11 protein-coding genes are annotated in these 13,275 nt (G+C 64.4%); 2 read left to right on the top strand and 9 right to left on the bottom strand.

Annotated features, from left to right (window positions below):
* Nucleotides 1-37: 37 nt before the first annotated feature.
* From GLL_RS15185 to GLL_RS15170, 4 genes are all read right to left on the bottom strand, one after another.
* Nucleotides 38-847, bottom strand: coding sequence for a carbon-nitrogen hydrolase family protein (locus tag GLL_RS15185; RefSeq protein ID WP_164929708.1), 810 nt, complete (start codon nt 845-847; stop codon nt 38-40).
* A gap of 3 nt (nt 848-850) precedes the next feature.
* Nucleotides 851-1,216 carry a single-stranded DNA-binding protein gene (locus GLL_RS15180; RefSeq protein ID WP_011142936.1) on the bottom strand — a complete coding sequence of 122 codons (366 nt, stop codon included), beginning with the start codon at nt 1,214-1,216 and terminating at the stop codon, nt 851-853.
* Nucleotides 1,217-1,305: 89 nt separating this feature from the next.
* The gene (locus GLL_RS15175; protein WP_011142935.1) at nt 1,306-5,976 is read right to left on the bottom strand and encodes a translocation/assembly module TamB domain-containing protein; all 4,671 of its coding nucleotides are present in this window, start codon (nt 5,974-5,976) and stop codon (nt 1,306-1,308) included.
* A gap of 83 nt (nt 5,977-6,059) precedes the next feature.
* Nucleotides 6,060-7,211: a lipid-A-disaccharide synthase-related protein gene (locus tag GLL_RS15170; RefSeq protein WP_011142934.1), complete on the bottom strand. Its 1,152-nt coding sequence runs from the start codon at nt 7,209-7,211 to the stop codon at nt 6,060-6,062.
* A 114-nt stretch (nt 7,212-7,325) separates the two neighbouring features.
* Between GLL_RS15170 and GLL_RS15165 the strand changes: the two genes are divergently transcribed.
* Entirely contained in the window at nt 7,326-8,264 is a 939-nt protein-coding gene (locus GLL_RS15165; protein ID WP_231848239.1) for an asparaginase, read from the top strand.
* Between the two features lie 301 nt (nt 8,265-8,565).
* On the opposite strand, the gene GLL_RS23760 is transcribed toward GLL_RS15165, so the two are convergent.
* From GLL_RS23760 to GLL_RS15150, 4 genes are all read right to left on the bottom strand, one after another.
* On the bottom strand, nt 8,566-8,784 hold the full coding sequence (locus GLL_RS23760) for an HAD family hydrolase (RefSeq protein ID WP_011142932.1): 219 nt from the start codon (nt 8,782-8,784) through the stop codon (nt 8,566-8,568).
* Nucleotides 8,727-9,248 (bottom strand): hypothetical protein, encoded by a 522-nt coding sequence (locus GLL_RS23305; protein ID WP_231848238.1) that lies wholly within the window; start codon nt 9,246-9,248, stop codon nt 8,727-8,729. Before GLL_RS23305 ends, GLL_RS23760 begins: the two co-directional genes overlap by 58 nt.
* A gap of 174 nt (nt 9,249-9,422) precedes the next feature.
* Entirely contained in the window at nt 9,423-9,812 is a 390-nt protein-coding gene (locus GLL_RS15155) for a hypothetical protein (RefSeq protein ID WP_011142930.1), read from the bottom strand.
* Nucleotides 9,813-9,868: 56 nt separating this feature from the next.
* Nucleotides 9,869-10,777, bottom strand: coding sequence for a dockerin type I repeat-containing protein (locus GLL_RS15150; protein ID WP_164929144.1), 909 nt, complete (start codon nt 10,775-10,777; stop codon nt 9,869-9,871).
* 111 nt (nt 10,778-10,888) lie between these two features.
* On the opposite strand from GLL_RS15150, the gene GLL_RS15145 reads away from it, so the two are divergent.
* The gene (locus tag GLL_RS15145; RefSeq protein WP_011142928.1) at nt 10,889-11,935 is read left to right on the top strand and encodes an NAD(P)/FAD-dependent oxidoreductase; all 1,047 of its coding nucleotides are present in this window, start codon (nt 10,889-10,891) and stop codon (nt 11,933-11,935) included.
* A 5-nt stretch (nt 11,936-11,940) separates the two neighbouring features.
* Here GLL_RS15145 and GLL_RS15140 read toward each other — a convergent pair whose 3' ends face one another.
* Nucleotides 11,941-13,137: an argininosuccinate synthase gene (locus GLL_RS15140; protein ID WP_011142927.1), complete on the bottom strand. Its 1,197-nt coding sequence runs from the start codon at nt 13,135-13,137 to the stop codon at nt 11,941-11,943.
* Nucleotides 13,138-13,275: the final 138 nt, after the last annotated feature.

The following is a 13,275-nucleotide window of genomic DNA, read 5'->3' as shown; positions in this document are numbered from 1 at the left end:
TAGTTCAAAATGAACAGTTTGTAATGGCGGCCCGGGATCAAAGTTGCCGGTGTTGCAGCACGGGCAATTGGCGGCGCACCGCCTCCAGACGCATGGGGTTGATTTCGCCGATGGCGATGCCGGTGGTGTCCCCGGCGTCGGAGAGCACGTTGCCCCACGGATCGACGATCATCGCGTGGCCGTAGGTTTGCCGACGCGGATAGTGCTCGCCGGTCTGGGCGGCGGCGATCACGTAGCAGGTATTTTCGATCGCCCGCGCCTGCAGGAGCACCCGCCAGTGGTCCTTGCCGGTGAAGGCGGTAAAGGCCGAGGGCACCAGCAGGACTTCCGCCCCCGCCGCCGAGAGGGCCCGGTAGAGTTCCGGAAAGCGCAGGTCGTAGCAGACCGATAGACCCAGATTGCCGAGGGTGTCGCTGCGCACCACCACCAGGTCTTTGCCGGGCACGATCGAGTCGGACTCGTGGTAAGTGTTGCCGTCGGGCAGGTTGACGTCGAACAGGTGCAATTTGCGGTAGCGGCCCAACTCCTGACCCTCGGGACCCACGAGCAGGGCTGTGTTGTAGCACTTGGCCGTCTGCTCGGCGAGCACCGGGTAGCCGCCGCCCAGCAGCGTCACCGCCCAGTCGCGCGCGGCGGAGACAAGAAATTTTTCGCTCATCTCGGCGATGCGCGGGGCGAGGGCGAGTTTCTCAGCCTCCAGTCCCAGAAAGGCAAAGTTCTCGGGCAGGCTGACCAGGCGGGCGCCGCGGCGCACCGCGATGCCAATCAGCGCATAGGCCTGGTCGAGGTTGGCCTCGATGTCGGCGGTGCTGGTCATCTGGATAGCGGCGGCCAGGTAGCTTTCTATCACTTAAAAATCCTCGTCCATGCTCGGTGCCTCGCCGGTGCTGTCGCGCTTGGAGCCGAGCAATTCCAGGCGGTCGACTTTGATAATCGGGCGCTCTTTAGCTTCTTTGGTGACTTTATCCTGCCAGCGGCTGAAGGTGAGGGCGCCGGACACGCCGATGAGTGAGCCTTTGCGCACGTACTCGGCGGCGATTTCGGCGGTCTTACCCCACACTTCGAGGTCGAACCAGTCGGGTTTGTCCTCTTCGCCCTTGCGCCGCAAGCGGTTGACCGCGAGGGTGAGGGTGCATTTGACATTGCCCGATTCGAAATAGCGCACTTCCGGATCCCGCCCGGCCCGACCGACCAGGGTCACCATGTTCAAACTCATCGCTGCTCTCCCGCGTTTGCCAGTAAAGCATAACAAAACTGCCATCTCCAACGCCCGGCGATGCAGACGCCATACGGGTGCCGCACAAACTAAAAACGCGATTCGAACTGCACCGAGAGGCTGACATCATCGAAGGTCTCGTTGCCGCTGACGCGGGTGACGATGTTGTCGTTGATGCGGTAGCGCAGGCCGAAGATCACCGGCTGGATGTTGTCGGTGATGTTTTTAAAGAGTGAAACCGACACCGCCGGGGTGAGGTCTTTGATCGCCTCGACACCGATGCCGATGGCGATGTTTTCGGGACTGGCGTTCGCTACCCGGCTGGCAAATTCGACGCGCAGTTCGTCCACACCCAGCAGCGAAGCGAGTTCCTGCTCGACCGGCCGGAGGAGCGTCGTACCCACCGCCGGGATGAGCCCGGTCAAAAGCGAACCGGCGTTGCCGCCGCCGCCAATCAGCGCGATGATCTCGGTCTCGTCGCGGTAGGGACTGGAAGTCAGTTCGATGTTCGGCTTGGAGGCGGTGCCGGTGACGGTCGCTTCGACGTCGACCTTCGAGGCGCGGCCGAGGTTGGCCTGGTCGGAAGGCAGACTGGGGTTGATGAGCCCGCCGCTGTCGAGGCGCGCCACCCCGCTGGTGAAAGATTCGCTGACGCGCGCTTCGGCCACCAGGTCCAGGGTCGGATCGAGGCCGCCGCCAAAGTAGAGAGCGTTGCGGCGGCTGCTGTCGAGGCGGAAGCGGGCCACCCCGATGGTGACCGAACCCTGCGGGACATTGATATAGCCTTCGACAGCCAGTTTGCCGAGCGGACCACTCAAGGCCAATAACCCATCGAGCCGAGCGCTCAGGGCCGTAATGTTGACGCGAAACTGCGGGCCGACCCGGATGCGCAGGTCGTCGAATTCGACCGGCAGCGCCGGAGCGCCGTTGCTGTTCGCCGTGCGCAATCCTGCGCCGGAGAGATTTTGAATATCCTGCAGCGACAGCAGCAGATCTCCGGGGCTCACCGTCAGGTTGCCGCCGATGCGCGGTGCGAGCAGCGCCCCGCCTACGCTCAGTTGGCCGTCGATGCCGCCCCTGTAGAGCCCCGGCAGGTTGATGTCGCCGACGATCGACAAAGCCAATTCCCCGCCCGCTCCGTTGTTCGGCAACAGCGCCAGTTCCCCTTCGCCCGTCAGGGGCGCCCCGCCCAAATTGGCCGCAAGTCGGTCGACCAGAAGCCGCCGCCGGTTGAAGCGCGCCGCGAACTGGTCGATGGCGAGGGTCGTCTGCAGCCGGGGAATTTGCACCTGGGTGTTGCGCAATTCGACGTTGCCGTCGATGAGCGGCGCTCCGTAGGTGCCCCGCACGGCGAGGGTCGCTTCCCCTTCGGCGCTCTGCCAGACAAGTTGATCGCTCAAGATGTTCAGTAGCGGCAGGTTCTCACCCGTCAGTTGCGCCCGGATATCGATCTGGTCGTTGTCGGGGTTGAGCAACGGGATGGGCAGACTGCCGACCAACTGGACACCACGCCTGCCGACGCCGATCGCGGTGTTGGCCAGGGACAGCCGCCCGGAGCGCAGGGTCAGCTCCGTGCGCACCGGATCTACCTGGCGGCCGTTGAACTCCAGCGCCTCCGCCGCGACATTCGCTTGAAAGGCCGGCGATGCGAGGGTACCCGTGAGGACCGCCTCGGTATTGATGTCGCCTTCGATTTGGGTACCCGTGGGCAGCAGCGGTTCGACCAGTTCGAGGGGCAAACGGTCGATGACCAGCCGCGCGTTCTGCTCGCCCGCCGGCGACAGGCGCCCCGAGAGGCTGCCGCTGCGCTCGGCGTAGCGGGCCTGGGCCTGGGTGAGCTCCAGGTTGCCGTCGCGGTAATCGCCCGCAGCCTCGACCGTGTCGAGACGGTACTGATCCCACTGCCAGTTGCGCCCAGCCAGCACAAAGCCCACCACCGGGGCGTTGCGGCTGCCGCCCAACCGGGCGCTCAGGTCGTAGCGCCCGCGCAGCCGCCGCAGATCGTCGGGGATAAAGGCACGGGCGGTGGTATCGATGCGCGCCAGGGTCACCTCCGAAGCGCGCTGGTAAACGGCAAGCAACTGCTGCAGCGGCAGGGCCGTTCCCCCGAGGGCAAGGGGGCCCAAATCCATCGCACAGCAGACAGGGCCGCTCTGGTCGGAAAACAGGGTGGTGAGCGAATAAAGTCCCAGAAGCTGCACTGCCTGCTCCAGGCGGCCCCGCTCGACGCGCAGCTCGAAGGCAATCGGGTCGTCCGCACCCAGACCCGCCTGGCCGCCCAGGGTGTAGCGGCTGTTGCCGAGGGTGATGAGCGTCGGCTCGACTGTGAGGCGGTTATTGGCCAGGCTCGCCCGCAGTCGGGTGGGACCGAGGGTAAATGCGTTGAGGCGGCCCCCGCTGAGGGTGGCATCGACGCGGCCTTCGTAGCCGCGGGCGGTGCGCGCGAGGTTAACCTCGGCGTCGAGGCTGCCTTCGATGGTGCGCAGCGGTCCTACCGGGTCGAGCTGCAACCTTTCTAGATCAAAGTTTTTGACTTGGGCGGCCAGTGTGATCAGCCCCTGCTCGAAGTCGAAGTAGCCGCGGCTTGCGGCGATGCGCGTGCGGTCGCTCAGCACGTCGAAAGTGATCAGGCGCACCCCCCGCGGCTCCAACCGCGCCTCGGCGAAGGCGCGCTGGTTGTCGCCCGTCAGGCGCGCAGACAGGGTATCGCCCCGCCAGCGCACCGGGCCGCTCAGCACCGGGGCGCGGTAGCGGCCCACCCCGGCGCCGCGCACCCGCAAGTCGAGGGCCAGGTCCGGCTGCTCCAGATTGCCCCTAAAGGTGCCGTTCCCATCGAGCTGCCCGTCGACGCGCACCGGCAGCGGCAGGGCTGTCAAGTCAAACCCGTCGAGGGCAATGCGCAAGTCGGCTGAGCGCAGGAGCGGACCGGGAGCGCCGCTCAGGTTGGGCCGCAACTCGCCGTCGGCCGTCAGGCCGTTGAAGGTGAAACGGTCGAGCTGCACGACTTGATCGCGCAGGCGAAAGGCAGTTGCGACGGGCGGCAGCAGCCGGTTGTTGACGAACGGCCGGGGGACGGTGAAGGTACCGGATCCCTGCAGCGAAGCGAGCGACTGCAAGCTGCCGCTCACTTCAACTTGGCCCTCGGCCGTACCGCCTAGAGCTGGGCTCGCCAGCGACAGCGGCACCGCGGCGACGGTCAGCTGCGCGCCGAACAGGCGGCGGCCGACCAGGTTCGCCTGGCCGTTTGCCAGCAGCTGCGCCGCGGTGCCGTCCAGTTGCACGCGGGTATTCTCGACAAACAGTTCGCTGCCTGCGAGCACGACGGTGCCGGTGCTCGAAAAGGCTTTTCCCTGCAACCGGCCGTCGCGCTGGTTAAAGTCGGCCCGCGCCAGCAGCCGGTTGGCAGGCCCGGCGATGCGCGCCTGAAAAGCGAGGCGGCCTACCCGCTCCACCGGCAGCCGGGCGTCGTAGCGCGCCAGAATCTCCTCCGGCACCACGTCCCGGCCGGTGGCCACAATGTCGACCTGCGCCTGCGCCCCGGGGGCAAAGTTCAGATCCGTGCGGCCCGCCACCTGGCCGCGGGCGATCTCGAAGCGAAAAGGGCCGCTGAGACGCAAATTGGTAAGCTGCTGCTCGGCCTGAAAGTTATTGACCACCAGCCGGTCGACCTGCACAGGGGTCTGGGCGCGCACCCGGGCGGTGGCTGTGAGCCTGTCGGGTCTTGCCAGCGGAATGCGCGCCTGCAGCGCGGTGCGCGTCACTCCGCGCACTGGCACCGGCGGTGAGGTAAAGGCCGGCACCAGTTGCTCCAGGGGACCCGCGACGATGAGATCGAGGCCCAGATCTTCGGGGAGGTTGAACGCCCCGGTGCCGCTCACGCGCGATCCGGCGAGCCGCCCCTCGATGCGCTCCAGGTTGAGCTTCGGCCAGGCGAGCTTTGCTGCGACATCGAGGTTGGTTAGGGGTGCGCGATAGGGTCTCAACAGCAGTTCGCCCCCGGTGAGCCTGAGTGGCCCGCTCGCCGCGAAGACACCGTTTTTGAGCCGCAGTTGCACCGCCCCTTCGGCGGTTCCCCCGCGCACCGACAGATCGCCCAGGTTGAGCAGCACCGCCGCCGTCGCCACCGGGATATTGCGCAACCGGGCGTCGATCGTGGTATCGAAGTCGTCGAGGTCGCTATTGCCCTCGGCTTGCACCTCGCCGCGCCCAAAGGGTGCATTGAGCGTGTAGGCGGCTCCTGTTGGGCCAATGTCGGCCAGCACGTCGATGCCTGTGAGTGTAAGGCTCTTGCCCCCCAGCACCCGATCGTCGTAGACGAAGGTCGCATCGTCGATTTCCACCCGGCTTAAAAGCTTATCGATGGTGCCGCCGCTCCGGGTCTCGCCCGCGGCAAAGGAGGGCAGGTTAAAGCGGCCCTGCGCGTCGCGCCTGAGCCGCAGCACCGGCTTCTCGACGCGGATGCGCGCATCGAGACCCTGGCCGAAGGCAAAGCGCAGCAGATTGAACCCGACGCTGGCGCTCGGCGCTTCGAGCAAGTCCGGCTTCTTGGGCGAAGCGACACTCACCGGACCCACGGCGATCCGCCAGGGCAAAAGCGCCTGCAATCGACCCAGGCGCACCGGCGTCTTCAGGGTGCGGCTGAGCTGTACTTCCGCCTGGGCGAGGGCGGCAGGCCCCAGCCAGACGGTCCCCAACCAACCCAGAACAACCACAAGCAGCACCAGAGCGCCACCCAGGAACAACAGCCGCCGGAATTTCACCAGCTCAACCCAAAGAAAAGTTAAGCTTCAGTCTAAGGGAAAGCGCCAAAATTGTTCACCTCCATTGCGAGGGAACCGCAGCCTTAGCCGATGTGCTTAATCAAATGCTCGGCAATGCGGTCCGCCGCCCCGGGACTGCCCATGCGTTCGATGCCGTTGCGGCGGATGCGCTCGCATAGCTCCGCGTCGCCGATCACCTGTTGGATGCGCCGGGCGAGCGTCTCGGGACCGCCGCTCACCAGTTGCACCGATTCGCCCAATAGCCGCGTTTGCGCCTCGGCAAAGCGATAGGTAAACTGCGGCCCCTCGCCGGGCATCGTGAAGACGGGTTTGCCGAGTCCCACGCACTGCTCGGTAGCGGTCCCGGCCATGGCGATGGCCAGTTGGGCGCGGTGCAGGCATTCGGCGAAGCGCCCCCGCTCCAGGTGCACCGCCAGATCCGCCCGGCGCAGCAACGCTCCTTCGAGGCGCCAGCCGGCAGGCAGGTGGGCACCGATACCCGCATCCTCCAGGCTGCCCGCCCGGGCGCACAGCACATGCACGGGTCTATCCGGCACCTCCCCCAGCCGTTCGACCACTTCGAGCATGCGCGCCAGGTTGCGATAGGCCTCCGGCGGGCGCGATCCCGGCAACAACAGCACCACAAGCGCTCCCTCGGGTATCGCCAGGGTGGTGGTCGGCTCCAGCCGGTCCATCATCGGGTTGCCCAGATAGGTCGCCCGCGGCACCCAGCGGCCGAGGTTCTCGGCGGTGAGCCGGTCGCGCACGTAGGAGGCCAGACAGGCCGGCCGGGTCATCAGCCAGCGCTCCAGCGGCGTGTAGTCGCTGGGCCGCCCCAGCTGGTAATAGTCGGACTTGGCGGTGCCCACGAAGGCGTAGGGCGCTCCCGTCAGGTAAGCCAGGGTGAGGACGACGACATCGCCCACCGCCAGGACCAGATCGCAGCCGGGGGCCAGCCTGCGCAACGTCCGCCACTGTTCGAGGGTGAGCTTGCCGAGGCCGCCGCGCACGTCCTTCCAGAGCTCGCGCACATCCATATAGATGAAGCCCCCCGAGGGCATCGTGCGCGTCGGGCCGACGATCTCCATGCCCAGGGCGCGGTAGGCCTGCCCCTCACCGACAATTGGCAGGGCGAGCACCTCGATGTCGTAGGCGAGCAAGGCCTCGGCAATTCGGGTGGCGATCAGATCCTCACCGTGACCGTTGCTCAAGCACAACAACCGCTTCTTCGACACGTGTATTCCCGATGCCTCGGCTGGCCCGACGCCGCTACTGGTGCATATTGTAGCCGCCTGCCAGTCGCCGCTGGCGCCGCGCTAAACTGGATAAGCCGAGCGAGAACGTTGAACTTGTACATTCCGAGCATCGAGGTGCGCCTGCTGCGCGAAGGCCTCGTCGAATCCGTCCACTACTGCGAGGCGGTCGTCGTCGATCACCGCGGTCGCACCCTGGCCCACGGCGGCAACAAGCAATTGCCCACCACCTTCATCCGCTCGGCCCTCAAACCCTTTCAGGCGCTGCCCGTCCTGCGCAGTGGCGCCCACCAGGCCTACGCCATGGACGACGCGGATCTGGCCTTGCTGTGCTCCTCCCACAGCGGCGAACTGGTGCATGCCCGGCGTGCCTTCAATTTGCTCTGGCGCATGGGGCTCGACCCTGCGATACTCGTCTGCCCGGTACCCCCAGGCCGCACCAGCCCGCTCGAGTACAACTGCTCGGGCAAGCACGCCGGCATGCTGGCTGTCTGCCGGCAACGCTCCTGGACCACCGAGCGCTACGCCGACCGGCGCCACCCGGTGCAACTATTGGTCGCCAAGACCCTATGTGAATTGCTCGCGCTTCCGTTCGACGAACTGGTCCAGGCGCGCGACGACTGCGGTGTACCCACCTACCAGTTGGCGCTGGCGCAGATGGCCTGGCTGTACGCCCAACTCTCTTCAGGCGAATCGGCCGAACTCGAATGCCTCGCACGCGCGATGATCCGCGAACCGGAGATGGTGGCAGGCGAAGGCCGCTTCGACACAGTCCTGATGCAGATGAGCGGCGGCGACCTGGTGAGCAAGGCCGGTGCTGAAGGGGTGCAGTGCATCGGTCGCACGGGTCAGGGCATGGGACTTGCCATCAAGGTCTACGACGGTTCCGACCGCGCCAAGTACCCGGTGGTCATTCATCTGTTGCGCCAGTTGGGCTGGATCGATCCGTCGGTGGCCGACGCTCTGGGCGACCGCTTCGCCGTACTGGGCGAACACCAGCGTCTCGAAGTGGTAGGCGAACTGGAGATGGCTTAGAGCGGTTTTCAGTTGCCCAGACAACGGCAGGCCGTCTGGAAAGCTCGATGCAACGGTTGGTATCCTGACACCTGGCTTGGCACGACAATCTGTGGAGCGAGAGGCGGAACCTCCTTCGGGTTCCCCTCTCGCGCTCTCCCCCTCCCCGCGTCGAGGGGGTGCCACCCCCCGACACCCCCCGGACCTATTGGCGCGGTAGGCGGGAGACTCGGTGCGTGGGCTTGGCTCATTTTTCTTGTGCGTGCACGCTTTGCGTGGCGACTGCGCCGAGATAGCTGGCAGGCAATGTCGCCGGGCTATTTCATGTCGATCTACGCGGATTCGATATGAGTAGTTGCTCCAGTTCGATGAGTCCCGGCACAACAATATCTGCAGCCGGATGAGCAGTCCCGGAAGGATTGATCCATGCAGTGGACAGGCCCGCCGCTTTTGCTCCCAAAATGTCGCAGCGCAAACTGTCACCTACAAACAATACTTGCGAACGCTGAACACTATCAATCTCAAGCGCCTCCACAGCCATCTCAAACAGCGCAGGCGAGGGCTTGATGCTCCTGATGTCAGAAGAAAATACAACCCCTCGAATATGTCAAGAAGCCCTGCTCGATCGAGTTCTTGCAACCATAGCTCCTTACGGGACCAGAGATTCGACACCAATCCAAGTCGGCGGCGATGGGAAAGCCGTTTCAACGCATCGGCAAATGGTGGCGGAACTGTGCCGAGTTCGTGAAGCGCCACCACAAGTTCAATCTCTTGCAGGTGTTTTGCACTGAGGTTGGGTGTGACGCGCTCGAGAACCTCTCGGACTTGCGGAAAGTCGTCGTACTTGAGTGGGTTTTCGTAATCGAGGGCCATGGAGTTGTAACAGAGCCGGATAATCTCCTCCACTTGCTTGGAATCAAGACAGCCGCCCAAGCCTGCGTAGGTGAAGGCAAAGTTCTCCTCCGGGCCGAATCGGTCCTCGCCGAACATGAACGTCCCGTTCATATCCAGGAGAATAACCCGTGCTTGTTCGAGATGTTGGAGAGCGGGTCGAGTTTCAGCCACTCTTGAGTACATCCGTTGCGGCCTATTCAGCGGCCCATCGTCAAGGCAAGTTTGGCACACTGATCACCGGCAAGTACCTGCGGGAGCGGACATGCTCTGGAATCCGGCTGGAACTCACGGGCTGAGCGGTTCTCGCAAACCTCTGCTGACTGCTACGTGTAAAGCCTGGGCTTTTCTAAGCAACCCTTCTTGATAAATCTGCATCAAGACTATCAACTGGAAGCGCTCCCCCTCGGCCAGTTCCCCTGCCTGCTGCCTGTCAAGCAATGCACTCAATTGCTCATCTTGCTTGGGAGACATTTGCAGTGCAGTCAACGCGAGGACTTCTTCATCGGACATTTCAGCGATTTTTTGGAAATTTTGGGATCTAGAAACCACGGGCAGCAAAGATAGGGCGATGGCATCGACTAGAATATCGGCGACTTCACGACTGACCAACTTAGCCAGGGATTCGGCGCGTTGGTACATCTCATCGGGGAGGCTAATGGTGATCTGAGTGCTCATCGGTGTCTGCTCGTCGCTCGGGGTTGCAGATGCATTCTGGGCTGGTGGACATGGGTCTAGCGGCAGCGCAGCGCTTCGAGGTCGACCTGGGGTAGACGGGTGCGCTCGGAGCCGCCCAGCCGGTCCATCGGGCCGCCGCGCACGTAGTAATCGCCCGTGCGCACCCCGCCGCCGATGGGCCTGCCGCCGCCAAAGAGCATTCCGAATAGACCCCCCAGCATGCCGCCGCCCCCGGCGGGGCTGTTGCCGGCGTCGAGCACCTCGACGCGGATATTGATATCGGCGCGACCAGGGCCGCGGTTGGTGATGTTGGCGGTGGAGGCGAAGACCGCCCCCTGCTGGTCGCGCAGTTGCTCAGTAAAGCTGAAGCGCACGTCGGAATAATCGTTGACCTGCCAGCACAGCCGGTCGAGGCGCTCGCCGGTGGCGACTTTGTAGGTGCTGTAGAGATTGGACAAGTCGCCCGGGAGGCTGATTTGTTCGCTTTGGGCGTTGCCGCTGCCGCTGCTGAAGCCGCCGCGCGCTTCGTAAATCTGCGAGACGAACCGCCAACTGCCGCGCACCCACTCGGGCACCACTTCCTCAAGTCCCAGCGAAAACGCCGAACCGCTCGCACTGGCGCGGTAAGGGGTGCGGCGCCGTTCGCCTTCGGCGCGCTCGGTGCTCGCCCGGCCGCTCAGGGACGGTTCTTCGACCGCGGCCACCCCCAACTGCCGCCTGAGGGCGTTGGCGTCCTTGCCGTCCACCTGCCCGTCGCCGGTGATGTCGGCGCGGCGGCTCTGCTCTTCGACGAGCAATCCCGAGCCGTCCAGGTATTGCTCCAGCAAGGTGAGATCCGCTCCCTCGGTTTTGCCGTTGCCGTCGATATCGCCCGCCTGCTGGGCTGCGAGCGGCCCGACGGACAACATCAGCAGCCCAGCGGCAAGCCAGACGCTTTGGATCGACGGGCGGTACATAGTCATCATCTTGGCGACAGCCTGCGGGGGCAAAGGGTTCCTCGATTGGCCCAACGGGTCAGGGGGCAGAGCCTGGTATCGGTCACAATGAAAGTGTAGCGAGGGGCAAGAATCGTTGTCATGATCCTCAAGCGCGAACACTTCGATGAAAAGCAAGCCCAGCTCTATGATGTGATCATCGCCGGCGGCGGCGCCGGTGGTCTGTCGGCGGCGGTGTACCTGGCCCGCTACAACCTCAAAGTCCTGGTGATCGAAAAAGGACGCGGCCGATCGTTCTGGATGCAGGATCTCTGGAACTATGTTCCCCGGGTGGTTAGCGGCAAAGAACTCATCGAAGGCGGCAAGGAGATGGCCCTGCACTACGGGGCCGACTGGCTCAACGGCTTTGTCGAAGCAGTCACCGACACCGGCGAAGAATTCCAGGTGCGCGTCAAGTACCGCTTCAAAAACAGCGACTACCCGGTCTTCCGCGCCAAATACCTGATCGCCGCCACCGGTCTGATGGATGTGCTGCCGCAGCTGGAGAACATGCAGAACGTCTATGAGTACGCCGGGTACAACCTGCACGTCTGCTTGATCTGCGACGGCTACGAGATGACCAACCGGCGCGCGGCCCTGATCGCGGGCAGCGAAAAGGCGATCAACACCGCCTTCGTGCTCAACTGGTTCACGCCCTACATCACCGTGCTCACCCTGGGCGCCTATCCGGTGGGGGACGAAATGCGCGCCAAGCTCGCCGACCACGGCTATCCGCTCATCGAAAAGCCGATCGCCCGCTTTTTGGGCAAAGACCACGTCATGGACGGCATCGAGTTTGCCGACGGCACATCGATCAAAGTGGATACTGGCCTCATTTCGATGGGTTCGATCCGCCACGACGGCTATCTCAAAAATCTCGATTTGCTCACCGACGGCGGCGACATCGTCACCGAGTACGACTGCCGCACTTCCCACCCGCGCGTCTTCGCACTGGGCGATCTTAAAAAGGGTCTCAACCAGGTGTCGATCGCCGTGGCCGACGGCACCCTCGCCGCCACCGCCATCTGGAAGGAGATCCGCCGCGCCAGTGCCCCGCGCAAGTGGACAGCTCCGCTACAGGAAGCGGCTGCCCGAGCGGAGGAGTCAGCTCGCCCAGAAATTAGCCTTGGAGCGCCGCGGGGAGGTTAGGGAACTTATTTGCGCACCTGCGCATAAATGCGCGTGGGCAGGCCCCAGACATAAATAAAGCCCTCGGCGGCTTTGTGATCGAAGCTGTCCCCTTCGGAGTAGGTGGCCAGCTCCACGTCGTAGAGCGAATAGGGACTTTTGCGGCCCACGACGGTGGCGGTTCCTTTGTGCAGGCGCACGCGCACCACACCGCTCGCCCGTTGCTGGGTGAAGTCGATGAACCCGTCGAGGGCGCCGCGCAGCGGACTGTACCACAGACCGTTGTAGACCAGTTGGGCGTAGGTGTCCTCGACACCGCGCTTGTAGGCGGTCACCTCCCGGGGCAGGGTGAGCGCTTCGAGGGCCTGGTGCGCCAGGACCAGCACCACCCCGGCCGGGCATTCGTAAATTTCGCGCGATTTAATCCCGACCAGGCGATTTTCGACCATGTCGATGCGCCCGACGCCGTTCTCCCCGGCCAGGCGGTTGAGTTCGCCCACCAGCTTCACCCCGCCCAAGGACGCTCCATTCAAAGCCACCGGCACGCCGCGCTCGAACTCCAGTTCGATGTAGGTGGGCTGGTCGGGGGTGTCCGCCACGCATTTGGTCATCGCGTAGACCTCCTCGGGCGGTTCCGCCCAGGGATCTTCGAGGACGCCGCACTCGACGGAGCGGCCCAGCAGGTTGAAGTCGATCGAGTAGGGCGATTTTTTCTTGACCGGGGCGGGGATGCCGTAGCGCTCGCCATAGGCGATCGTCTCCTCGCGGGACATGCCCCACTCGCGGGCGGGGGCGAGCACTTTCAGTTTCGGGTCGAGCGCGCCGATAGACACGTCGAAGCGCACCTGGTCGTTGCCCTTGCCCGTGCAGCCGTGGGCGACGGCGTCGGCCCCTACCGCCTGGGCGCACTTGACGAGGATCCGGGCGATGAGTGGCCGGGCGAGGGCGGTGGCGAGCGGGTAGCGCCCCTCGTAGAGGGCGTTGGCCTGCAGGGCCGCAAAGGCGTAGTCGTAGACAAAATCTTCGCGGGCATCCTGGACGATTGCCTGGTCGGCGCCGGAGGCGAGGGCCTTCTGGCGGACGGCTTCGAGATCTTCACCCTGGCCCAGATCGGCCGCCAGGGCCACCACCTGCTCCACACCCCATTCGTGCTTTAGATAAGGAATGCACACGCTGGTGTCCACGCCGCCCGAGTAGGCCAGTACGACTTTCTTCGCCCGCATCGCAACCTGCTTGTTGAATATCTGTCCGCAGCCATCTTAACGCGCGGGTCGCTTTGCCTTGGATGGGAACAGCCGGTTACAGATGTTCAGCGCATGGCCTGCTTTCGAAAAACGATCGCGATTGTTAATGTGTTGGCC

Source organism: Gloeobacter violaceus PCC 7421 (assembly GCF_000011385.1).
GTDB lineage: Bacteria > Cyanobacteriota > Cyanobacteriia > Gloeobacterales > Gloeobacteraceae > Gloeobacter > Gloeobacter violaceus.
This window is presented reverse-complemented; position numbering and strand designations above follow the sequence as displayed.

Bases quoted from the DNA above. Each gene is read 5' to 3' on its own strand.
- GLL_RS15180 (WP_011142936.1), bottom strand. From the start codon at position 1,216: ATGAGTTTGAACATGGTGACCCTGGTCGGTCGGGCCGGGCGGGATCCG.
- GLL_RS23760 (WP_011142932.1), bottom strand. From the start codon at position 8,784: ATGGCTGTGGAGGCGCTTGAGATTGATAGTGTTCAGCGTTCGCAAGTA.
- GLL_RS23305 (WP_231848238.1), bottom strand. From the start codon at position 9,248: ATGAACGGGACGTTCATGTTCGGCGAGGACCGATTCGGCCCGGAGGAG.
- GLL_RS15155 (WP_011142930.1), bottom strand. From the start codon at position 9,812: ATGAGCACTCAGATCACCATTAGCCTCCCCGATGAGATGTACCAACGC.
- GLL_RS15150 (WP_164929144.1), bottom strand. From the start codon at position 10,777: ATGATGACTATGTACCGCCCGTCGATCCAAAGCGTCTGGCTTGCCGCT.
- GLL_RS15145 (WP_011142928.1), top strand. From the start codon at position 10,889: ATGATCCTCAAGCGCGAACACTTCGATGAAAAGCAAGCCCAGCTCTAT.
- GLL_RS15140 (WP_011142927.1), bottom strand. From the start codon at position 13,137: ATGCGGGCGAAGAAAGTCGTACTGGCCTACTCGGGCGGCGTGGACACC.